This window comes from Acinetobacter sp. FY731, assembly GCF_059515905.1.
In genome coordinates this window covers 138,150-161,167 of the sequence record NZ_JCAKNB010000003.1, presented here as the reverse complement: position 1 = coordinate 161,167, position 23,018 = coordinate 138,150, and the positions used below count along the sequence as shown (strand labels likewise).

General features: G+C 36.1%; 15 protein-coding genes and 1 pseudogene. 9 read left to right on the top strand and 7 right to left on the bottom strand.

Annotated features, from left to right (window positions below):
• Window positions 1–108 precede the first annotated feature (108 nt).
• Window positions 109–3,795, bottom strand: coding sequence for a methionine synthase (gene metH, locus AC5YC8_RS04870; RefSeq protein WP_496163753.1), 3,687 nt, complete (start codon window positions 3,793–3,795; stop codon window positions 109–111).
• Between the two features lie 540 nt (window positions 3,796–4,335).
• On the opposite strand from metH, the gene AC5YC8_RS04865 reads away from it, so the two are divergent.
• Entirely contained in the window at window positions 4,336–5,955 is a 1,620-nt protein-coding gene (locus AC5YC8_RS04865; RefSeq protein ID WP_496116434.1) for an inorganic phosphate transporter, read from the top strand.
• 62 nt (window positions 5,956–6,017) lie between these two features.
• On the opposite strand, the gene AC5YC8_RS04860 is transcribed toward AC5YC8_RS04865, so the two are convergent.
• A complete protein-coding gene (locus tag AC5YC8_RS04860; RefSeq protein ID WP_496163752.1) occupies window positions 6,018–7,568 on the bottom strand; it encodes a hypothetical protein in 1,551 nt (516 codons plus the stop codon).
• Between the two features lie 414 nt (window positions 7,569–7,982).
• Here AC5YC8_RS04860 and AC5YC8_RS04855 point away from each other — a divergent pair, with 414 nt between their 5' ends.
• Entirely contained in the window at window positions 7,983–8,279 is a 297-nt protein-coding gene (locus AC5YC8_RS04855) for a DUF7710 domain-containing protein (protein ID WP_496116432.1), read from the top strand.
• 66 nt (window positions 8,280–8,345) lie between these two features.
• On the opposite strand, the gene AC5YC8_RS04850 is transcribed toward AC5YC8_RS04855, so the two are convergent.
• The gene (locus AC5YC8_RS04850) at window positions 8,346–8,963 is read right to left on the bottom strand and encodes a rhomboid family intramembrane serine protease (protein WP_496116431.1); all 618 of its coding nucleotides are present in this window, start codon (window positions 8,961–8,963) and stop codon (window positions 8,346–8,348) included.
• A gap of 160 nt (window positions 8,964–9,123) precedes the next feature.
• Between AC5YC8_RS04850 and nfuA the strand changes: the two genes are divergently transcribed.
• The 3 genes from nfuA to AC5YC8_RS04835 all read left to right on the top strand — a co-directional run bounded on the left by nfuA (window position 9,124) and on the right by AC5YC8_RS04835 (window position 14,436).
• Window positions 9,124–9,762, top strand: a complete 639-nt coding sequence (nfuA, locus tag AC5YC8_RS04845; RefSeq protein WP_496116430.1) for a Fe-S biogenesis protein NfuA — start codon at window positions 9,124–9,126, stop codon at window positions 9,760–9,762.
• Between the two features lie 167 nt (window positions 9,763–9,929).
• Window positions 9,930–12,212 (top strand): FepA family TonB-dependent siderophore receptor, encoded by a 2,283-nt coding sequence (locus AC5YC8_RS04840; RefSeq protein WP_496163751.1) that lies wholly within the window; start codon window positions 9,930–9,932, stop codon window positions 12,210–12,212.
• A 211-nt stretch (window positions 12,213–12,423) separates the two neighbouring features.
• Window positions 12,424–14,436, top strand: coding sequence for a ligand-gated channel protein (locus AC5YC8_RS04835; RefSeq protein ID WP_496163750.1), 2,013 nt, complete (start codon window positions 12,424–12,426; stop codon window positions 14,434–14,436).
• A 37-nt stretch (window positions 14,437–14,473) separates the two neighbouring features.
• On the opposite strand, the gene AC5YC8_RS04830 is transcribed toward AC5YC8_RS04835, so the two are convergent.
• Together AC5YC8_RS04830 and AC5YC8_RS04825 are read right to left on the bottom strand one after the other, a co-directional pair.
• Entirely contained in the window at window positions 14,474–15,475 is a 1,002-nt protein-coding gene (locus AC5YC8_RS04830) for a hypothetical protein (RefSeq protein ID WP_496163749.1), read from the bottom strand.
• A gap of 16 nt (window positions 15,476–15,491) precedes the next feature.
• Window positions 15,492–16,526, bottom strand: a complete 1,035-nt coding sequence (locus AC5YC8_RS04825) for an alpha/beta fold hydrolase (protein ID WP_496163748.1) — start codon at window positions 16,524–16,526, stop codon at window positions 15,492–15,494.
• Window positions 16,527–16,835: 309 nt separating this feature from the next.
• Between AC5YC8_RS04825 and AC5YC8_RS04820 the strand changes: the two genes are divergently transcribed.
• The gene (locus AC5YC8_RS04820) at window positions 16,836–17,450 is read left to right on the top strand and encodes a carbonic anhydrase (RefSeq protein WP_496163747.1); all 615 of its coding nucleotides are present in this window, start codon (window positions 16,836–16,838) and stop codon (window positions 17,448–17,450) included.
• 46 nt (window positions 17,451–17,496) lie between these two features.
• On the opposite strand, the gene AC5YC8_RS04815 is transcribed toward AC5YC8_RS04820, so the two are convergent.
• Complete coding sequence (locus AC5YC8_RS04815; RefSeq protein WP_496163746.1) at window positions 17,497–18,126, bottom strand: arylesterase; 630 nt, start codon at window positions 18,124–18,126, stop codon at window positions 17,497–17,499.
• A gap of 11 nt (window positions 18,127–18,137) precedes the next feature.
• Between AC5YC8_RS04815 and AC5YC8_RS04810 the strand changes: the two genes are divergently transcribed.
• A complete protein-coding gene (locus AC5YC8_RS04810) occupies window positions 18,138–18,863 on the top strand; it encodes an ABC transporter ATP-binding protein (RefSeq protein ID WP_496163745.1) in 726 nt (241 codons plus the stop codon).
• Between the two features lie 2 nt (window positions 18,864–18,865).
• Window positions 18,866–21,355, top strand: a complete 2,490-nt coding sequence (locus tag AC5YC8_RS04805) for an ABC transporter permease (RefSeq protein WP_496163744.1) — start codon at window positions 18,866–18,868, stop codon at window positions 21,353–21,355.
• A 35-nt stretch (window positions 21,356–21,390) separates the two neighbouring features.
• On the opposite strand, the pseudogene AC5YC8_RS04800 reads toward AC5YC8_RS04805, so the two are convergent.
• Window positions 21,391–22,193: pseudogene (locus AC5YC8_RS04800) on the bottom strand (rhomboid family intramembrane serine protease).
• 112 nt (window positions 22,194–22,305) lie between these two features.
• Between AC5YC8_RS04800 and mtgA the strand changes: the two are divergent.
• Window positions 22,306–22,980, top strand: a complete 675-nt coding sequence (gene mtgA / locus AC5YC8_RS04795) for a monofunctional biosynthetic peptidoglycan transglycosylase (RefSeq protein ID WP_496163743.1) — start codon at window positions 22,306–22,308, stop codon at window positions 22,978–22,980.
• Window positions 22,981–23,018: the final 38 nt, after the last annotated feature.

The following is a 23,018-nucleotide window of genomic DNA, read 5'->3' as shown; positions in this document are numbered from 1 at the left end:
GATTCACAGATTCAAAAATCCCCTCATTTGAGGGGATTTTTTATGTTCGATACGAATGGATTCTTCCCTCCTTTATCAAAGGAGGGTTAGGGAGGATTCTAAAATCAATTAAACAATTGAATCATCCAAATTCGGTGCTAACCAACGCTTCGCTTCATCCAACGTCCAACCTTTACGCTTCGCATAATCTTCCAACTGATCACCAGAGATTTTACCTACGTTAAAGTAATCTGTTTCGGGGTTTGCATAATAGAAACCGCTGACAGAAGAAGGTGGCCACATTGCAAAGCTAGAAGTTAAATACGTACCCATCTTCTCAGTCGAACCTAACCAATCAAACAATGATGCTTTTTCCGAATGTTCAGGACAAGCAGGGTAGCCTGGTGCAGGGCGAATACCCACATATTTCTCTTTAATCAAATCTTCATTCGACAATTGTTCATCTGCTTGATAGCCCCAGAACTCTTTACGAATACGCTCATGTAAATGCTCGGCAAAGGCTTCTGCAAAACGGTCACCCAAAGCTTGAGCCATAATTGCAGAATAGTCATCGCCTTTGGCTTTGTATTCTTGCGAAAGTTCTTCCGCACCAAAGATTGAAACCGTAAAGCCACCCAAGTAATCTTGAGCGACATCTTTAGGCGCAACAAAATCAGCCAATGAGTAGTTTGCTTTACCTGTTACTTTGTCAGACTGCTGACGAATATGCTCGAAGCTATGCGTAACGACCCCATTCTCATCCGTAACCGCAACAGTATCTGCCGCAACACGGTTTGCAGGGTAAATACTAAAAGTCGCACGCGCATCGAAGCGTTTATTGGCAATAATATCTTTCAACATGACTTGTGCTTGTTCAAACAAGTCACGCGCTGCTTCGCCAACCACTTCATCTTCAAGAATTTTCGGGAATTTACCCGCCAAACTCCAAGAAATAAAGAACGGTGTCCAGTCAAAGTATTCAACCAATGTTTCTAACGGATAGTTCGTAAATGTTTCTGAACCAATAAAGTTAGGCTTCACAGGTGCATTTTTTGCAAAATCAATCTTAAAGCCATTTTCAACCGATTCTGCATAAGAAAGTTTTGCAGCTTTTGGTTGTTTGTTGGCTAAACGCTCACGGATTTTTTCATAATCAAAAGCATAATCAGCTGCTAATTTTGGTTTCATGTCAGCAGAAAGTAATTGTGTCACCACACCTACCGCACGAGAAGCATCCGCTGTGTAGAACACACCATCATTATGATATTGCGGAGAAATTTTTACCGCAGTGTGTGCTTTAGATGTTGTTGCACCACCAATCATCAGTGGAATGTTAAAGCCTTTACGTTGCATTTCTTTCGCAACAAAAACCATTTCATCTAAGCTAGGCGTGATTAAACCTGACAAACCAATAATATCGACTTTTTCATCAATCGCAGTTTGTAAGATTTTCTCACACGGTACCATTACGCCAAGGTCAATGATGTCATAACCGTTACAGCCAAGTACCACGCCTACAATGTTTTTACCAATATCGTGAACGTCGCCTTTTACAGTTGCCATCAAAATTTTACCTTTTGATTGACCAACGGTTTTTTCAGCTTCAATGAATGGATTTAACCATGCAACCGCTTGTTTCATTACACGAGCAGATTTCACTACTTGCGGTAGGAACATTTTACCTGCACCAAACAAGTCACCGACTACGTTCATACCTGCCATCAATGGACCTTCAATGACATCCAATGGGCGAGTTGATTGTAAGCGTGCTTCTTCGGTATCTTCATCAATATACGTGGTAATACCTTTCACCAATGCATATTCAAGACGTTTTGCAACGCTCTCATTACGCCATTCAAGGTTTTCTTCGGCTTTTTGTGCACCTGCTTGACCACGGTATTTTTCTGCAACTGCAAGTAATTTTTCAGTCGCTTCTTGACCGCTTTCACCTTGGTTGCGGTTCATCACTACATCTTCAACGGCTTCTTTAAGGTCGGCATCAATGTCATCATAAATCGCAAGCTGACCTGCATTTACGATGCCCATGGTTAAACCTTGTTGAATGCCGTGATATAAAAACACCGCATGGATTGCTTCACGTACAGGCTCATTACCACGGAATGAGAACGATACATTTGAGATCCCGCCTGAAATCATCGCATTTGGAAGGTTTTGTTTAATCCAACCTGTTGCTTCAATGAAGTCCACGCCATAGTTGTTGTGTTCTTCAATCCCTGTTGCCACCGCAAACACGTTCGGGTCAAAGATAATATCTTCAGAAGGGAAGCCCACTTCATTGACTAAAACATCATAAGAACGCTTACAGATTTCTTTTTTACGTTCAGCCGTATCTGCCTGACCATTTTCATCAAATGCCATGACAATAACTGCTGCACCGTACTGACGGCACAGACGCGCACGTTCTACAAACTCGTCATAACCTTCTTTCAGAGAAATCGAGTTTACAACCGCTTTACCTTGTACGCATTTCAAACCTGCTTCAATAATCTCCCATTTAGAAGAATCGAGCATGATTGGCACACGTGAAATATCAGGTTCAGAGGCGATCAGATTAAGGAAATGTACCATCGCAGTTTGCGAATCGAGCATGCCTTCATCCATGTTAATGTCGATGATCTGTGCGCCTGCTTCAACTTGCTGACGAGCAACGTCTAGCGCTTCTGTAAAGTTTTCTTCTTTAATTAAACGTAGGAATTTTTTAGAACCTGTCACGTTGGTACGTTCACCGACGTTTACGAATAAAGAATCCTTAGTGATGTTAAATGGTTCTAAACCACTTAAACGACATGCAGGTTCAATGTCAGGAATTTGACGTGGTGTAATGCCTTCAACCGCTTGTGCAATCGCACGAATATGGTCAGGCGTGGTACCACAGCAACCACCAGTGATGTTGATTAGACCACTTTCAGCAAATTCTTTAATAAATGCCGCAGTTTCTTCAGGGGTTTCATCATAACCACCGAATGCATTTGGCAAACCTGCATTTGGATGCGCTGAAACAAAAGTATCGGCAACGTCAGACACGGTTTTTACGTGTGGACGCATTGCATCTGCACCAAGCGCACAGTTAAAACCAATTGAGATGGGTTCAGCATGACGCATTGAGTTCCAAAATGCTTCTGCGGTTTGACCTGTCAATGTACGACCTGAAGCATCTGTAATGGTGCCTGAAATCATAATTGGCAATTCATAGCCAATTTCGTTAAACACTTCTTTTACTGCAAAGATCGCCGCTTTTGCATTTAAGGTATCGAATACTGTTTCGATGAGGATGATGTCTGCACCACCTTCAATCAGTGCTTTAGTCGATTCAATATAATCAACTTTTAATGCATCAAAAGTAATGTTACGGAATGCAGGATCATTCACATTTGGAGAAATAGATGTAGTACGTGAAGTTGGACCAATGACACCTGCCACAAAACGTGGTTTTTCAGGGGTTGAATATTTTGCACAGGCTTCTTTTGCAAGACGTGCTGCAGCAATATTAATTTCAGGTACCAAATCTTCCATGTGGTAATCAGACATTGAAACACGAGTACCGTTAAAGGTATTGGTTTCAATAATGTCCGCACCCGCTTCTAGGTAAGCTTCGTGAATGCCTTGAATAATATGGGGTTGAGTAAGAACTAAAAGGTCGTTGTTGCCTTTTAGGTCAGAAGCCCAATCTGCAAAACGTTCGCCACGATAGTCTGCTTCTTCTAATTTATGACGTTGAATCATGGTACCCATGGCACCATCGATCACAAGAATTCTTTTACTTAGAAGCTCTTTTAGAGTAGCAAGTGTGGACATTCAAACATTCTCAATGCGAATAAAAATCGGGATTAATATTAACAGATTCAAGTTTTGTTTTCTGCCAACTTTCTTTCAGAAACACATATATAGATGATTTGAAAAAGTTATAAAGGGGTAACACTTGTTTTAATACAAGATTAATTCAAAAATAGATATGTCTTCTTATATTTTTCAAATATGGATATTAAAATGTAATTTATAAGAAATAAATAAGGAATTTAGCAGTGTCATAAATTATTCATTTATTTGTCATAAAACTAGTTCACTATAATTGGAAAAGTTCGGGTTGTTAGTTTTTTGATCATTTATGCTGAATGTTACAATTTAGTATAATTTTTAGGTTAATGGATTATGAAATATATAAAATTACTTAAAATATTGTATTTAGAGTATTAAATATTAAATTTATCTTGGTTTTTTAGGGTAAATTGCAACAATAAAGCATTAAAACTGACTTTATAAGACAGTATTTTGTCATATAATTGTCATAATTAAATTGAAGAATAAGGGGATTGATCATCCTCTTTATTTGCTTGCATGAATTCAAATCAAAATCCTGTTGATTCAGCACAACCATCGGTTCCTTCTAAGTCGACCAATGTTCATGTGCCAACTCCTAAATATTTTGTCCCAGTCTTTTTAACTGTCATTATTGCAACACTTGTATACATTGGTGTTCAGTTATCTGTGGATTTGGCTCATGTCCCGGCTTTGAGTCTATATACAATTATTCTTTTATCTACAGCGTTATTTATTGCACTTGGATTTGAGTTTGTTAATGGTTTTCATGACACAGCAAATGCTGTAGCCACGGTAATTTACACCAATGCATTGTCTGCACCAGTTGCTGTAATGTGGGCAGGTTTTTGTAACTTCCTTGGTGTAATGGTTGCAAGTGGTGCTGTTGCATACGGTATTATTGCTTTACTTCCAGTAGAACTTATTATGAATGTAGGTTCTGGAGCTGGTTTTGCAATGGTTTTTGCCATGCTTATTTCTGCAATTTTGTGGAATTTAGGTACATGGTTTTTAGGTATTCCAGCATCAAGTTCGCATACTTTAATCGGTTCGATTTTGGGTGTGGGTATCATGAACTACATTTTGCATTCAGGTAGCGGTGCATCAGGTGTAGACATGGAACAGGTGATGAAAGTGGGTAAAGCACTTTTATTCTCTCCTTTGATTGGTTTCGCTTTTGCGGCTTTGTTATTCTTGTTGGTAAAAAAAATCTTCAAGAAACAAATGGAATTATTCCAGCCACCTGAGGGCAATAAGCCACCACCACCACTTATTCGTGCAATTCTTATTTTCACATGTACGGGTGTAAGCTTTGCACATGGTTCAAATGATGGTCAAAAAGGTATGGGTTTAATCATGCTTATTTTGATTGGTTGTGTCCCATTAGCTTACTCATTGAATAAAAATTTAGATCAACAACATCTTCAGTCTTTTGAGCAACTTTCAGCTCAAACAGCATCCGCTATTTATGCAAATCATTCAGATATTCCTGATGAAAAAGCACGTGCTATTATCACAACATATATTCAGACTAAAGAAGTGAATAACCAAGTTGTTCCTGCTTTAGCTAGTCTTACAGATCACTTGGGTGAGCGTGTAGGACATTATGGTGATTTAAAAGATATTCCTGAAAAAGAAGTATCTAGCTTACGTAATGATATGTATTTAAGTACAACAGCGTTTAAAAGATTAGATAAAGCGGAGCTATTACCTACTTTCTCTGAAGAGCAAACTAAAGTTGTAAAAGAATATCGTAGTAACTTAGATTCATTCTTACAATATATTCCAAACTGGGTAAAAGTAGCTGTAGCTTTAGCTTTAGGTCTTGGAACGATGGTTGGCTGGAAACGTATTGTTGTGACGGTTGGTGAGCGTATTGGTAAACAGCACATGACTTATGGCCAAGGTATGTCTGCTGAACTTGTTGCAATGACAACAATTGCAGCTGCAGATGGTTTTGGTATGCCTGTATCAACAACACATGTATTGAACTCTGCTGTAGCAGGTACAATGGTTGCCAACAAGTCAGGTTTGAATTTCAAAATGGTAAAAACAATTTTATCTGCTTGGATCTTTACTTTACCTGCAACGATTTGTTTATCGGGTGTTTTATACTGGTTATTATTAAAAGTATTTTAATTGATTTTAAAATAAAGTTTGAACGGAAAAATGCTGCGATTAATCGCAGCATTTTTTTTGCCTTATTTTTTGATTTTGTTGAAAAGTGTTCCAATAGGAAGCTTGTCATTTGCAAAACCATATAGTGCAGCAAAAGGAAGTGCTGTTCTTGCTAAATAGGCAACTCGCCAAAGTCCACCATGGTTAGCTCCCTCCATCATTAACTCCAAAGGATGATCTAAGTTAACTTCTGGGTTAGCTACAGATTTAGTATTACGTAAATCATGAATCCATAAAGCAGCCATAATTGCATTGGTTGTTGCAGGTTCAAATGCTTCAACATCAAACAAACTTGCACCATTAAAAGCAGCTTTTAATAATGGATTCTTTGTGACTGAATGTGTTGTTGTTGATGGGGCAATATTAATACTGACACGTTGACCTTGATGTCTTGCTAAGGTTGCTCGCCATTGTTGAATACGTTTTGCTAGAGCGTAGTTAGGACCTTGTTCAATCACTAAACAATCTGCAATACCATATTGCTTACCATTGTCGGTACTATAAAGCTCTGTAGAAATTTCTTTAAAAAAGTGTTTTAAACTAATAGATGACACTGCTTTAGAAAGCATTTTTTGAAGTTGAGAACGATTGTGAAACTTAGCTGAAGCTGCTTCTACAATTTCTTTAGGAATCGCGTAAACATCCGTTGGTGTACACATAAACATTAAACTTGTATTGGCTTTATGCTTACTCACAAATTGCATGATTGCATCCATTGCCATAGAAACCCGAACGTGCTTTTCACCATCTAAATATGCAATTGCAGCTAAGTCTAAATGATTAGGGTTTTCAACGAGCCATTGTGCAATTTCAGGTGTTTGCGTTAATAGGTTTGCTCCAAGCTTTGTTTTTAGCTCTTCGATATTTGTATCTGTAGCTAAGCATTTTTCAGATGGTGCATAAAGTGTTGCATTACCACTTTTTATCGTATTTAAAATTTTGCCCCAAACACGCTCGTTGGGTAAGTCTATAGCAACAATATTGGCTTTCCATTTGGACAACCATGTTAATGGCCCAGCTTCAGATGCAGCACCAAACAGAACCATGGTTCGATCAGATAAGTCGAACCATTCAGGATGTGCAATCACATCGCGTAAAGCATTTGCATGACTTGATTCTACAATACCTGTTTCTTCCCACGTTTGAATTTGAGCAAGTAAAGCATTTCCTTGGAGATTCTGACCTTTATAGGGCACATACCATTCAGGATTGTCTGTACTTTCACCTTTAAATATAAAAGTGTTGAGTTTTTGATTTGTCAGTTGCATCACATCGTTAAAGTTATGCTTTTCACCATGTCGATAAAAATCAAAAGATTGGTGAGCTTTACTTAGTCCCAATTCAGCAATTTTTATAGGATTATCTGTATTTTTAATACCAGACTCGACCAGTGCTTTAAAATATTCAGGATAAGTTTTATGCCAATTTTTTTCTTGAGTTGCTTGATGTGAAAGTTTTGGATTCACTGTCGAAAGGGCTTCAGCAATAATCTCTCTCCCAGTTTTTGAGGTACTGGGTTTGGTGTTAGGGGCTTGAATAGGGAATTGAAGACCATCTAAAGTTGAGGATGACATTGCAAAATATCTCGATATTAATAAGGTTAAATATACAGATGTATACAATATCCTTGGAGCTTTGATAAACCGTTGGCATTTACTGCCAAAATTCAATCTTATGTTTTAGTTTGTGAAATATAAAAGTGAAAAGAAGCAAGTATTAGAAGAAAGGGTGTTGCAGGTGTAATATGAGATGTCCTTATCGTAATAGTTAAGCTGTAAAGATAAAAAGGATTTTTCATAGATAATTCAGAACGTATTTGAAAAAATAAATAAAATTTATCTAGTTTCAAATAATTATCATTCAAGGTTACATTTGGTTGTAATCACGTACAAAAAATATGTATTTATGTAAAAAGTGAATTATGTCACATTTCATTTGTTATAATGCTCATTAATTAATCTATTTTTTTGTTTTTAGAGTTGTAACACATGTCATCTATTTACTTATTTACTTCCAAATCGATGGGATTGCCATCAGGGGTATTTACATCTTTTGATTTGGCTTCGGAATGGATTCAAAAAAATTATTTAAGCGGTATTTTAACGGAATATCCGGTAGATCAAAGTTGTTATGATTGGGCAATTGAGCGTAAGTTTTTCAAAGAAAAATCTGTAATTGACCGTTCGCCAACATTCATGGAAAAGTTTGTATCTGCATATCAGCAAAATTGGCATTTTGAACATGGTGAAAAATTATGCCATCAAAATATGCGAGATAATGCTTAAATAAGCAAAGAGGTGAGTTTTCATCTCTTTGCTTAGATCTTTAATCATTAGTATTTCACTTCTATTCTAAAATGGAAGATGTGAAAGTTTATTAATGAAGTGTTGAATAATACGAGGTTCTATTATTATTGTCATGATGACGCCATAAGCTGCTCCCCATAAATGGGCGCTATGGTTAATATTGCTGTTGCCTTTTTTCCCTGACCAAATGCTATATCCTACGTATAGAACAGCAAAAATAATGGCAGGAACAGGAATGAAAAATACAAAAATAAGTTTCCACGGTTCAAATAATATATAGGCAAATAAAACAGCAGAAACTGCGCCTGAAGCCCCAAGACTTGCCCAGCGATGATCATTTTTGTGCTGTAAGTAGCTTGGAATAATTGCCGCGATTAATCCACCTAAATAAAAAAGCACAAATCCTAAATCGAATAGATACTGTCTATAAAATGTTTCAATAATGCTCCCAAAGAAAAATAAGGTGAACATGTTGAAAAGTAAGTGCATTCCATCTGCATGTACAAAACCATGGGTAATGAATCGATCATATTGACCTTTTTGCAATGCAGGTGGCCAAAAAATCAAACGATTCATTAAGTTTTGATTTGAAAATGCTAAGAATGAAATGATCACAGTAATAATGATGATCGTTACAGTATGGTTAAAAGGTAAGTCGAGCATAGTTAAATAGAATCAGAATTTATTCTTTGATTGTTCATAATGCCATTAAATGCATCAAAATTTTGAACTTTTATAATTAATCCGACAAATTTAGTTGAATTTTAAAAAATACCCCGCATCTTCAGTTAGAATAGCAACTTCAGCTTGAGGAAATATTGATATGTCGACTGATAACACCAGCACTGCAGTTGCAGAAGAAATTCCAAACTTATTAATTACTCCAACTGCTCAAGAGTATTTAGCGGATTTATTAGCAAAGCAAAATACACCAGGTATTGGTGTGCGTGTGTTTGTGGAAAATCCTGGTACACCACGTGCTGAATGTTGTATGGCTTATAGTGCTCCTGAAGAAGTACTTCCTACAGATTACAAACAAGAATACCCAGATTTTCCTGCATATGTTGATGCTCCATCTATTCCTTATTTATTAGATGCAGTCATTGATTACAACAAAGACCGTTTTGGTGGTCAACTGACGTTCCGTGCACCAAACTCTAAAGTTCCACGTGTGGGACCAGATGCTTCAATGGAAGAACGTATTACTTATATTTTACAGTCTGAAATTAATCCTGGTTTAGAAGGGCATGGTGGTAACTGTGCATTGGTTGAAGTTCTAGATGATGAAGAACATGGTTTAACAGCTGTTCTTAAGTTTGGTGGTGGTTGCCAAGGTTGTTCTGCAATTGATGTAACTTTAAAGCAAGGTGTAGAAACTACGTTAAAACAACATATTCCTGAATTGGCACGTGTTGTCGATCAAACAGACCACAGTCAAGCCGATGGTGCTTACTTTAAATAAGTTTTAAAGTTGTAAAAACCTCCAGTTATGGAGGTTTTTTTATATGTGATATTAGATATGCAAATGATAATGATTATTAAAATTGTTTGCATTTATTTATCTTGCAGATACAATACGCTACGAAAAGTTACATATTTTCTCCTCAATTCTATGTGAGTTAACTTTAAATGACGCGTTTATTCATAAAATCAGCATTAGCATTTGCAATATCTACAGTGACCTATTCAGTGGCTTTTGCGAATGATTCAATAAAAAATGAGCAGGATTTAGCAGTAAGTCAAGAAAATGTAAAACTAGATAAAATTGTTTTAACAGCTGAAGAACAAGCTAAACAGTCACTAGGTGTTTCTATTATTACGGAAAAAGAATTAGAAGAATTACCTGTAGTGAATGATGTGTCCGAATATATACGTCGTATGCCTGGTGTTAACTTAACTGGAAATAGTTCAACAGGTCAGCGCGGGAACAATCGTCAAATTGATATCCGTGGTATGGGACCAGAGAACACTCTAATTCTAATTGATGGTAAACCAGTCAGCTCACGTAACTCTGTACGTTATGGTTGGCGCGGTGAACGTGATAGCCGAGGCGATTCGAACTGGGTTCCTGCTGATGCTATCGAATCTATCGAAGTGATTCGAGGTCCTGCTGCAGCTCGATATGGTTCGGGTGCAATGGGTGGTGTAGTTAATATTAAAACTAAAAAAGTGACGAATGAAGTTCATGGATCAGTTGAAGTATTTACAAACCAACCTGAAAACTCAAAAGAAGGATCAAGCCACAGAGAAAGCTTTAACTTAAGTGGTCCAATTGTTAAAGATGTTTTATCTTATCGTGTATATGGTAATTATAATAAGACAAATCCAGATGCTGCTGATATTAATCCATTAACTATTGGAAGTACGACGTCTAATGGGCAAACATATCCAACGTATTCTAGAGCAGGTGGTAGAGAAGGAGTAGAGAATAAAGATATTGCTGCACGTTTAGCTTGGCAAATTAATGAGCAACAAAGCTTATTGTTAGATTTATCTTATGGTCGTCAAGGTAACCGTTTTGCGGGAGATACTCAAAACAGTAACACTGATGCGACTGGAAATACACCTGGTGCAATTGCAAGTAGTAATTATGGTCTTATGAGTGAACTGTACGACACTGAGACCAATACGATGTACCGAGATGGCTATGCATTAACGCATGAAGGTAATTGGGATTGGGGAACAACAAAAGTTATTGCACAATATGATAAAACTAAAAATAAACGTTTAACTGAAGGTACAGGCGGAAGTGGTGAGGGCTCAATTAATTCAAAAACAAACCGTCCTGTATCTATTCTAGACTCTTATCATGTTTTAGCAGAGGCTAATATTCCATTTACGTGGGGTATACCGCAAGTTGTGACCGTTGGTGCAGAGTATGTTCGTGATGACTTTACCGATACGGCAAATACACAAGCTCTCCCATCAACTGCGAATGCTGCATATGTTGCTTTACCTCAGAACCGAAGTAAATTAAAAAATACTATTGCATCGGTATTTATTGAAAATAATTTAGAATTAACAGATTCAACAGATGTTGTTGTGGGTCTTCGTTTTGATGACCAAAACAAATCGGGGTCAAATTGGAGTCCTAGTTTAAATATCACGCATCAGCTTAATGATAACTGGTCTGTAAAAGGTGGCATTGCGCGTGCTTATAAAGCACCTAACATGTACCAAAGTGCAGAAGGTTATTTACTTAATACAAATGGTAATGGTTGCCCACCTGATATTTCTGGTAACTGTATTTTGGTGGGTAATGGTGACTTGAAACCAGAAACATCAATTAATAAAGAAATTGGATTTGAATATCAAAAAGATATCGTTAAAGCGAGCTTAGCTTGGTTCCGTAATGATTATAAAAATAAAATTGTCAGTGGTTGGACAACATCTGAGCGTTGGGTAAATGGAGTAAATTCAACAACTGGTGCTAATACATACGGTAATCTTTTAAAATGGGAAAATACGCCTGAGGCATTAATTGAAGGGGTTGAAGGTAGTATTGCATTAGATTGGGGAAATATAACGTGGACGAATAATGTGACGTATATGCATGCTTCAGAAGATAAACGTACGGGCAATCCACTATCCATTGTTCCAAAATATACAATTAACTCGATTTTCCATTATCAAATTACAGATGCTTTAGATACTAACTTTGTATATACGCAATATGGCCGTCAAGAGCCTCGTCAAGTTTCTGATACTAGAAATGCTTTAAGTTCTACAGCAGCAGTGAAAAGCTATGGCTTGGCAGGGATTAACTTTGGTTATAAGTTTAATCAGAATGTTTCTACTCGTATTGGCATTAGTAATTTATTTGATGAGAAAAAAGAGAGAGATAACTCAATTAATCAGACTTATAACGAGCCTGGTCGTGCATATTATGCAAGCTTGAAGTATCAATTTTAATTAAGTCATTTGAAAGTCTAAGATTGAAAAAAACCGCCTTGGCGGTTTTTTTAACTTTAAAAAAGTATAACTAAGATGTAAGGATTGTAAGTTTATAAGGAACCCTTGTTAATAATTTGTAAATAGTAATGATAATTATTTGCATCATTGTTAAGTGTAACTTTAATATTCACCCAGATTTTTACTAGCTAGTCATGATTGGGTAAAGTATATGCATTTAAAGTTTAATAAAACTACATTAACGACAGTTATATTATTGAGTATTAGTGGAGTTGTAAGTGCGGAATCGTCAACATTTCAATCGACTGACAACACAGCAAAACTGAAAACCATTGTGGTTTCGGCAAGTGGCTTTGAACAAGATATAAAAAAAGCTGCAGCTTCTATTTCTATTTTATCTCAAGAAGACATCAATAAAAAAGCATATCGTGATGTGACCGATGCTTTAAAAGATGTGCCTGGTGTTGTAGTAACAGGTGGTGGTAGTTCAAGTGATATCAGCATACGTGGTATGGGAAGTGCCTATACTGTAATTATGGTTGATGGCAAAAAAGTAAATACGCGATCAGTACGTCCCAATAGTGATAACTCGGGTATTGAACAAGGTTGGTTACCGGGTATTGAATCTATTGAGCGAATCGAAGTTATTCGAGGACCAATGTCTGGACTTTATGGTTCGGATGCAATGGGGGGCGTCATTAACATCATCACTAAAAAATCGGCAACTGAATGGTCGGGTGCTGTAAAAGTTGATTCGACCATTCAAGAACATTCAGATGCTGGAAATACATATCAAACAAATGCTTATATTTCGGGGCCATTAATTAAAAATTTACTTTCTTTGAAAGCCAATGGTACATATTCGAAGCGTCAAGAAGATGACATTATTGGAGGTTATAAAGAACAAAAAATGCGTGCAGGTGGTGCAACATTAACCTTAACGCCAAATGATCAACATGCGATTGATTTTGAATATCAGCGTTCAATTCAAGACCGAAATGGTACGGTAGGGAAAACCATTGCCAATGTACCGAATAAAAAAGGACAGCTTCCAACAGACTCAATCACAGACTATTACCGTACAGAATATAGTATTACTCATAGAGGTGAAGTTGGAAAAGTAAAAACAAATTCATATATTCAACGCGAAGAAAATGAAAATCCTTCACGTCAAATGAAAGCTATAAATACAACATTTAATACAAATAACCAAATTCAATTAGGTTCACATGATTTAAGTTTTGGTGGGATGTATTTAAAAGAAAATTTGGAAGATTTAGGTAATCAACTTGCAGTGAATGGTTCAAAGCTTTCAAAATTAGATCGCTATAGTTGGGCTGTATTTGCAGAAGATAACTGGACAATTGTAGAACCATTTGTATTAACAACATCACTTCGTTTGGATAAAGATGAAAAATTTGGGGATCATTTAAGTCCTAAAGTTTATGGTGTATGGACGTTAAATGATGAATGGGTTGTTAAAGGTGGAGTATCGACAGGTTATAAGACACCAGCACTTCGTGCCACAGTCGCTGAGTGGGGGCAAGTGACAGGTGGTGGACAAAGTAATGGTGTAATTGTCGGCAACCCAAATTTAAAACCTGAAAAAAGTATTAACTACGAAGTTTCAGCAAATTGGGATAACAATGCAAATTTAAACGCAGGCTTCACCATTTTTAATAGTGAATTTAAAGATAAGATTACTGAAGTTCGAGTATGTGATGGTGGTTCAGGAAGTGCAGCATGTCCTTGGTTAGGTGAGAATTTTGATTTTGTGAGTCTGCGTGAAAATGTAGACAAAGCCAATATGCGTGGTATAGAAGCAACTTTTGGTTGGAAAATTAATGACGACATTAAGTTAAATGCAAACTATACATTAACGGATACCGAGCAAAAAAGTGGTGTGAATAAAGGTAAGCCACTGAATGAAATGCCAAAGCACATGTTTAATACGACAGTAGATTGGCAAGCAACAGATACTATTGGTGTTTGGGGACGTGTAAATTATCGTAGTAAAACATCGGAATATTTAAGCCGTACGACTATGGCAAAAGGTAAACCTGCGTATGGCATGATGGATGTGGGTTTAAACTATAAACCAACAGATCAAATTCAAGTGAATGCTGGGGTATATAACTTATTGGATAAGCGTATTGATGTGGAAACTTATGACTATGTACTCGATGGTCGTCGTTACAACATTGGTTTAACTTATAAGTTCTAATTTTACAATGTAAAAGCCTCCAGTTAGGAGGCTTTTTTTATTTTGCTAAAATTTTTTGAGCTTGTTCAGAATAATAGAATTTCTCTAAGTAAAAACGTGCTCGTATTTTCAAATGTTCTGTGGAAATCATGTGTTGAATAACGGGAGTGAGTAGTTTTTGTAGTTCATTTTGAACTAAGGCTTCGTCAATATTCAAATCACGTAATAATAAGTCGAAAGAGCGTTCTTGGTTGCGTACGTACCAAGCATAAATACCGTCATGAACTTGTTGCTTTAAATAGTCTGTTTGGCGAATGGCATCCCAAATTTCATGTCCCATTTCGACTGTTTTTGGTAAATCTTGCGTCTCAATATAATTTTTTAAAACAGATAATGGTTTATCTTTAATTTTATGCCATAAATTGGCTTGGAAATGATAAAGCTTATTGTCATCGAAATGATGATTTAAAACATGTTCACTTATTTGACTAAGCTTTTGAATATTTTTTTGCAAATAGTGATTTATGGTGTTTTCTAGATTGGAGTCTGTCACTGTTTCTAATACAGACTTTCCGATTTTCATGAAACTTGAAACACCAGGAACATTCTTGACCATTGCAGAATTATCTAAATAATCTTGAATAGAGTGTTGAATAAGTTGTGTCACCATTGCAGAAAATGCTTGGTTGTTAACAATAGTTTTAATTAGGCGTTCTCTATGACCACTTTTACTTGCAACATATTGTGCAATTTTATCTACGGTTAACACAGGAATAACATCTGCAATTTTTGTTGTTTCATTGATAGGGTGTACCAACGCAAAGTGAATGTGTTCAGCAATTTGTTCAATTAAAAATGCACTTGCAGGTGTAGCTAAAACTTGTTTTTGAATCAGCTGATTAATTTGTTCAAAAGTCCAAATATCTTGTAGTTTTTGTTTTCTAAACCATTGGTGAAAATGTAAGAACTCATCTTCAATTGTTTTAGCTTGAGAAAATTCATGTTCTAAAAATTCGAGATGAGCTTCTATGAGTTGCTCAATCATTGGGTTTTTTTGCATAAAAATTCTAAACAGCCTAGTTGAAAGATATTAGTTTATCAGCAAGTGGATTCTTTAGGTTCTGTGTCTTTGAAAGGAATGGTAAATAATATTGAGCAACCAATTTGTCAGCTTCAATATTAGGCATATGACCAACATTATTTAAAATAATTGGTTTTTCTGCACGCTTTAAAAGGCTCTGTAATTCTGTTGCCACTTCATAATTGATAATCTGATCTTGCTTACCCCACATAATTAAGGTTGGGGCTTCTACATTTCGTGTTAAACGCGCAAAAGTATCGGGTGTATATATACGATTCAGCTTTACAATTTGATCAATGGCTTGGTTGGTTTTAGATGATTTTGAAATCAAAATTTGTTCTTGTGCTGTTTTGAACTCAGAAGGAAATTGTGGTGGAGTCGTCATAAGTTTATGAATGACATTCTCAAAGTCACCTTGTTTATACACAAGTAAATTTTTAAGTGTTTGAGGGTCTTTTGCATAACTTGTATTGGCTTGTTTGTAGATGCCCGCGCTACTGAGTAAAAAAAGACTTTGTGTATCAAACGGATATTGTGATGCATAAACGGTTGCAATTGAGCCACCAAGTGAATGTCCTGCAATATTCAAATCTTTATCAACATCAATTGCTTGTGCAAACTGTCTAAGTTCAGACGTAATATTGGGGATAGATGTATCAAAACTTTTGGGGAAGGTTCTATCACCATTTGTAGGTAAATCGGGAGCAATGACATGGTAGTAGGGTGTTAAATAGTGTGCGACACGATTCCAATGATCTCGTGTGCCTGCTAAACCATGAATGAGTAAAACCGAAGGTTTAGATATATCACCGCCTTCATTGTACGTCCAAGTAATGTCACCCACTTTTAGGGTTTTTGTTTTAAGCCCTGCTTTTGTGCGTTCTTGTTTTAAATATTTTTGTAGAACGCTAGATTGGTTGTTTTTTGTATCTTTGGGTGTATATGCAGATGTTTGGTGTGAATGAAATATAGTCAAACCAATACAAAGTGCATATCTTAATTTGAATAATCGAGTATTAATCTGTTTCATTTTTGCACCCCATAATTTTAGATCTTAGCAAAATTATTTAAGTATTAGAGTTGTGTTTTGCTGATAAAACTTTATTAAATTAAAGGAATCTCTTTGATTCTATTATAAATATTTAAATTCAACTGTCATCCTTTGTTTTTGTGATATTTGTTATAACTTCTTAGAAAAGTGTGAGAAAAAGCATGAAAATGGTATGTTAATTTAAATGTTCTAAATTATTAAAAAGTATACAGCTATTATTTTTTGCAAGTGACAATCAAAAAACATGAGATTAAACTATAACAACTTAAAAGATCGGTGATAGAAATAATGCTAACAGCAGCAGAAGCTTTAGATCGTTTAAAAAAAGGAAATTTACGTTTCGTCCAAGGTGAAACGAGTCATCCTAAGCTTTTGACACATCAACAACGTGCAGAAATGGCGGGTAGCCAAGAGCCGTTTGCAATTATTTTAGGTTGTTCAGATTCTCGTGTACCTGCTGAAATGGTTTTTGATCAGGGATTGGGAGATCTATTTGTTATTCGTGTTGCTGGCAATATTGTAGCGCCATCTCAAGTAGGTAGTGTTGAGTTTGCTGCAGAGAGTTTTGGTTGTCCAATTGTTGTTGTTTTAGGTCATACGCATTGTGGTGCAATTCATTCAACGATTGAAGCACTTATGAATCCTGAGCAATCATCTTCTGCGAACTTAATGTCGATTGTAAATCGTGTTCGTCCATCTGTTGAAATTTTAATGCAAACAGAATTAAAAGATGATTTAGATAAACTTTCACAACATGCTGTTCGTTCTAATGTTTTTGCATCAGTAAATCAGTTGCGTCATGGTTCGGCTGTACTTGAAAATTTAATTGGTCAAGGTAAGTTAAAAGTGGTTGGTGCTGAGTATTCACTAGAAACAGGTGAAGTATCTTTCTACGATTTTTAAGAAAATGATTACTGTGTATTATTCATGGTGAAAAATAAAAGGCGCTTTATAAAGCGCCTTTTATATATGGGTAAGTATTATTTAATAAAATAGGTTGGGCTTTTGCATTGGGATGAATTTGATCTTTTTGCATTAAGTCTTTATGACCAGCAACATCTTTCAAGAAAAAAGGCATCAATTTTACTTTATATTGATTGCTCACAACTTTATAACTGTTTTCAAAAGCGTGTTGATATGCTGTACCATAATTAGGTGGTATTTTCATGCCCAATAGAATGACTTTGGCTTTTGATTTTTGGCTTTGTGCAACCAATTGAGCTAAATTTTTTTGAATATTTTGAGGGGGCTGTCCACGTAAACCATCGTTGCCACCAAGTTCTATTACCACAATATCTGGTTTATAAGTAGTCAGTAGTTTTGGTAATCTTGCTAAAGCACCGCTGGTTGTTTCACCGCTGACACTTGCATTGACCACTTTATGTTTTTTGGGATATTGTTGCTCTAAGCGGTTTTTGAGTAAATTTACCCAGCCTTGTTCAGTCTGAATACCATAGCCAGCACTTAAGCTATCTCCAACGATCATAATTGTTTTTGCTGAAATGCATACAGGCAATATGCTAAAACATACAACGAAGATAGACGCCAATATACGATTTATAGAATTGCGATTTTGCATATAGGGACAATATGACCGACTTAACCAATAATAATTCCATCATGCCACAAGCAATTATCTCTGCACAGCAATTGAGTCAAAAGATACAATTAGCACAAAAAGAATTAAAGATTTTTACAGATCTTAATTTTGAAATAAAACAAGGTGAGCAAGTTGCAATAACAGGTCGTTCTGGGTCAGGTAAATCGACATTATTAGGAATCCTAGCGACTTTAGATCAGGCAAGTTCGGGGAAACTTATTGTATGTGGGGAAGACATTCAGCGTTTGAATGAAGAGCAACGCGCTTTAGTTCGTTTAAAAAATATTGGCTTTGTCTTTCAATCTTTTCAGTTGTTACCACATTTAACAGCGTTAGAAAATGTGATGTTACCTTTACGTTTGCATGCACATTTTAATTATGCAGAAGCTGAGCATAAAGCATTAACATTATTAAAAAGAGTAGGGTTAGAGCGTCAATCATCACAAACACCTAAAGTTTTATCTGGCGGTGAACAACAGCGTGTTGCAATTGCTCGGGCATTAATTAGTGAACCAAAATTAATTTTTGCAGATGAGCCTACAGGTAACTTAGATGGTGAAACGGCAAAAGAAATTGAGCAGCTGTTATTTGAGTTGAATCGGGAAATGGGAACAACTTTAGTGCTTGTTACACACGATGTTCAGCTTGCAGAACAATGCCAAAAACATTATGAATTATTGAATGGTCAACTTATAGATCGAACTCAAGGAGCATAATCATGAATGCTCTTTTTCGACCTTTATTTATTCAAAGTTTTAAAAGCTCAGGTATCTATCTCCTTATTATTGCTTTAATTTTAGCAATAAGTGCAACCACAGCCTTAAAGTTTAGTAATGAGCAAATTCAAGATGCAGTTGCCTTGCAAGCAGCTGAAATGCTTGCAGCAGATTTGGTGATTACTGATAACTATCCTATAGAAAATCAATGGCGTGATGAAGCTGAAAAATTGAATTTACAGCAATCTAATGCGACTGTTTTTGGTTCTATGGCTTTTACCAATGATCAATTTGTTATGGTGAATGTGAAAGCAATTGATGATGTCTTTCCATTACGTGGCGAACTAAAAGTCAAAGAGAATGCAGCTAAGCAAATTCAGTCGGGAGAGGTATGGTTGAGCTCCCGAGCAATGGATTTGCTGAAAGTAAAAGTAGGGGATACGCTGAATATTGCAGATGGGACATTTAAAGTTGGTGCAGAAATTGAACATGATTCGAATCAAGAACTTGGTTTTTCAGCATTTTCACCTACGGTTATTATTTCTCAAGCAGATGTAGCAAAGACCAATGCAATACAAACGGGTAGTCGCATTGAATATCGTTTATTGCTTTCAGGCAATGCAAAAGACACAAAAGCATTTGAGCAGAACTTTAAAGCAATTGTAAAAGATCCTAAAAACACCTCTGGAACAACGTCATCTAGAGCAGATGTAGATGAGCAAAATAGTTTAAAACTTCGTAATGCGAGTGAAGGGAATACTCGCTTAATGAAACCAATTGCAAATTTAGATACCTTTTTACAGTTGGCAAATATTCTCACCATTTTGTTATGTGGTATCGCAATTGCGCTAACAAGTCAGCGCTATGTGCAACAAAACCAAGATCATATTGCTTTGTTACGTTGTATTGGTTCTACCAAAAAGCAAATTTTAACGGCATATTTAAGTTTACTTGCCGTTGTTATTGTTATTTCAATTGTTATTGGAAGTGTTGTTGGTTTGGCACTTGGCTATGGTTTATTGCAACTAATGTTGCAGCTTATTCCGCATATTGAATTGCAATTTTCAGCACTCGATATGTTGCTAGGTCCTTTACCTATTGCAATGCTAACAAGTGCTGTTGTGTTATTGGGTTTTGTTGTTCCAAGCCTGATGCAATTACTCAATACACCACCTATTCGTGTGATACGTCAACAAGAAAAATCTGTGAAATCTATGCTTTGGATGTTGCTCACAGGTACTTTAGGTTTAATTGTTTTTAGTGTGGTATTAACTGAAAATCTTATATTAACCTTGTGGGTCATTGGCGCAATTATTGTACTTTGTGCTGTTTTATATGCATGTATTTGGGGTGTCTTGAAGTTCATTCAAACTTTGAAGTGGAAGGTTTCTGCTTATGTACGTGTGCCATATCAATCTGCATTTCAAATTACAGCTTTGGCTTTAGGGCTGAGTTTAATTACGGTACTTGCTGTATTAAGAACAGATTTGCTGGATTGTTGGCAACAGCAACTGCCAGAGGGTACACCAAACCAATTTGTATATGGTTTACCTCCTTTTGATATGCCTGAACTGAAAAATCAGTTGGATACGAATCAATGGAAAAGTACACCTTTATATCCCAATATTCGTGGAAGATTGATTGCGAAAAATGATCAACCTTTTGCACAAGAATTAGTAAAACAAAATAATTCGTTGCGTCGTGAACTGAATTTAACGCAATCTGAGCAGTATCCAAAAGACAATAATATTGTGGCAGGAAGTGCAAATTTTACTGCTAAAAATGAAGTCTCTGTAGAAGCTAAAACAGCAAATGAACTGGGTATTCATCTTGGTGATAAATTAACATTTAGCTTACCTGAAGGGGTTTTAGAGGCTAAAGTCGTGAATTTAAGATCTGTGGAATGGGAAAGCTTTAGTCCAAACTTTTTCTTTATATTTTCACCTAAAACGATGGATGAAAATGCAGGAAGCTATTTGGGAAGTTTTTATGTACCAGAACAAGATAAACCGAAGCTGATTGCACTTATTCAGCAATTTTCCAATACTGTATTTATTGATATCAGCCTGATTTTAGATGAAGTAAAACGTATTGTGAGCGTGCTTGTTCAAATTATAAGTTTACTTGCTATATTGGTGAGTATTTCAGGTATTTTAGTGCTTGTTGCATGTTTGAATTTGTTGATGGAAGAGCGAAAGCGTGAAGTAGCATTGTTGCGTTCTTTTGGTGGGGCTAAGCAAAAACTTAAGCAAATGATGACTTTTGAAATTGGATTCATGGGCTTTGTTGCAGGTATTGTTGCATGTTTATTCGCAGAAGTGATTAGTGCAATAGCAAGCTATAAAATGGATTTAATGATGCAAATGCATTGGGAAATTTGGTTTATTTTACCTGTCAGTATGACTTTGATTTGTGCATTGATTGGGCGTTATAGATTAAGTTATTTGTCTGAAATACCACCATTACAAAGTTTAAGAGAGATGAATCAGTAAAGATTTATCTTCTATTTATTTTTTATGTTGATGGTTTAGTTGGTTAAATGTGCTAATAATGCTTGCCAAAGCGGTAAAACATATTCAATTTGAGTTAAACAATACTCATAAACAAGGTAGCAAATAATACTACCTGTGATGATGCCGAACCATATAAATAGCTTGTTTTGGAATTTTTGAGCAACATACCAAATAAGTGTCAAAAATGCTCCCATAAGCATACCGCCAATATGGGCAGCATTATTGATACCTGAAATCATAAAGCCCATGCTTAAGTTAATTGCCATGACAATGATCAGTGTTTTCTTATCTAAAATGAATTTTTGACGAGGTAGCGGGGGCAGTATAGCCAGTAAAGTTAATGATCCACCTAAACCCATCACCGCACCTGAAGCACCTGCACCAACACGTGGTAATAACTCAGGAATCATTGTATTTGAGTTTAGAAGCGTGTAACTCTCTTGAATAGAGATATAACCACTTATAAACTACCCGAAAGCCCTGCTAATAAGTACAGTCCTAAAAAATACCAACGCCCATAAAGCTGTTCCACAATACTGCCAAAAATATATAAAGCCCACATATTGAGCATGAGATGAATAAGCCCAAAGTGGAAAAACATGCTACTAAATAGACGGAATGGTTCAGCTAAAAAGGTTAAAGGAGCATAATCTGCACCCCAACGAATGGCATCGGCAGAGCTTGGGTTTGAAATATCCATACCCGCTATTACTTGCCAAGCAAATAACGCGACATTTATGGCAATAATCAGTGCCGTAGCCCACCAAAGGTGAATATCAAGTTTTGCGTGAATAATTGGTGGATTTTGGTTTGTCATGTGATTTTTGGGATATGATTCATTATGATAAAAATGATAATTAAGCTGTTTTAAATAAGCTTATGACATCTTAAGATAGCACGAAAAAATTAGACAGGGGTATGGTTCTAACGTGAAAGCCTTTATTCTGCGTATATTAATGATACTTGTAAGTTTAGTACTCATTGTTCAATTGTGGATTTTTGCAAGTCTAGCTTGGTGGCGTACGCATCCTGTAAATACAACAATGTTTATGCGAATTGACTATTTGTCAGATATGTCTAAGCCTATTCAGCATGAATGGCGTGACTATGACCAAATCAGTGATTATTTAAAACATGCTGTTGTTGCTGCTGAAGATGGAAAATTTATGAGCCATAACGGTTTTGACTGGGATGGAATGAAAGTTGCTTTAGAACGTAATAAAGATAAAGGGAAATTAGTTGCGGGAGGCTCAACAATTTCACAGCAATTGGCTAAAAATTTATTTTTATATAATAAAAGATCATTTGTTCGAAAAGGGCAAGAAGCTGTCATTACATGGATGATGGAGCGTATGTGGTCAAAAGAACGTATTTTAGAGGTATATTTAAACTCTGTTGAATTTGGTGAAAATATTTATGGTATTGAAGCAGCAACTCAGCATTATTTTGGTAAATCATCAAAAAGCTTAACGCGTGAACAAGCGATATTTTTGGCAGCCATATTGCCAAATCCAAAGTATTTTCAAGACAGACGTCATGATAGTAAATTAAAGTATCGTAAGCGAATGATTCAAAAGTATATGCGTTATAGCCAAGTTCCGTAATGTGTATATGTTGTAATCGGTAAACAAAAAGTCCAATA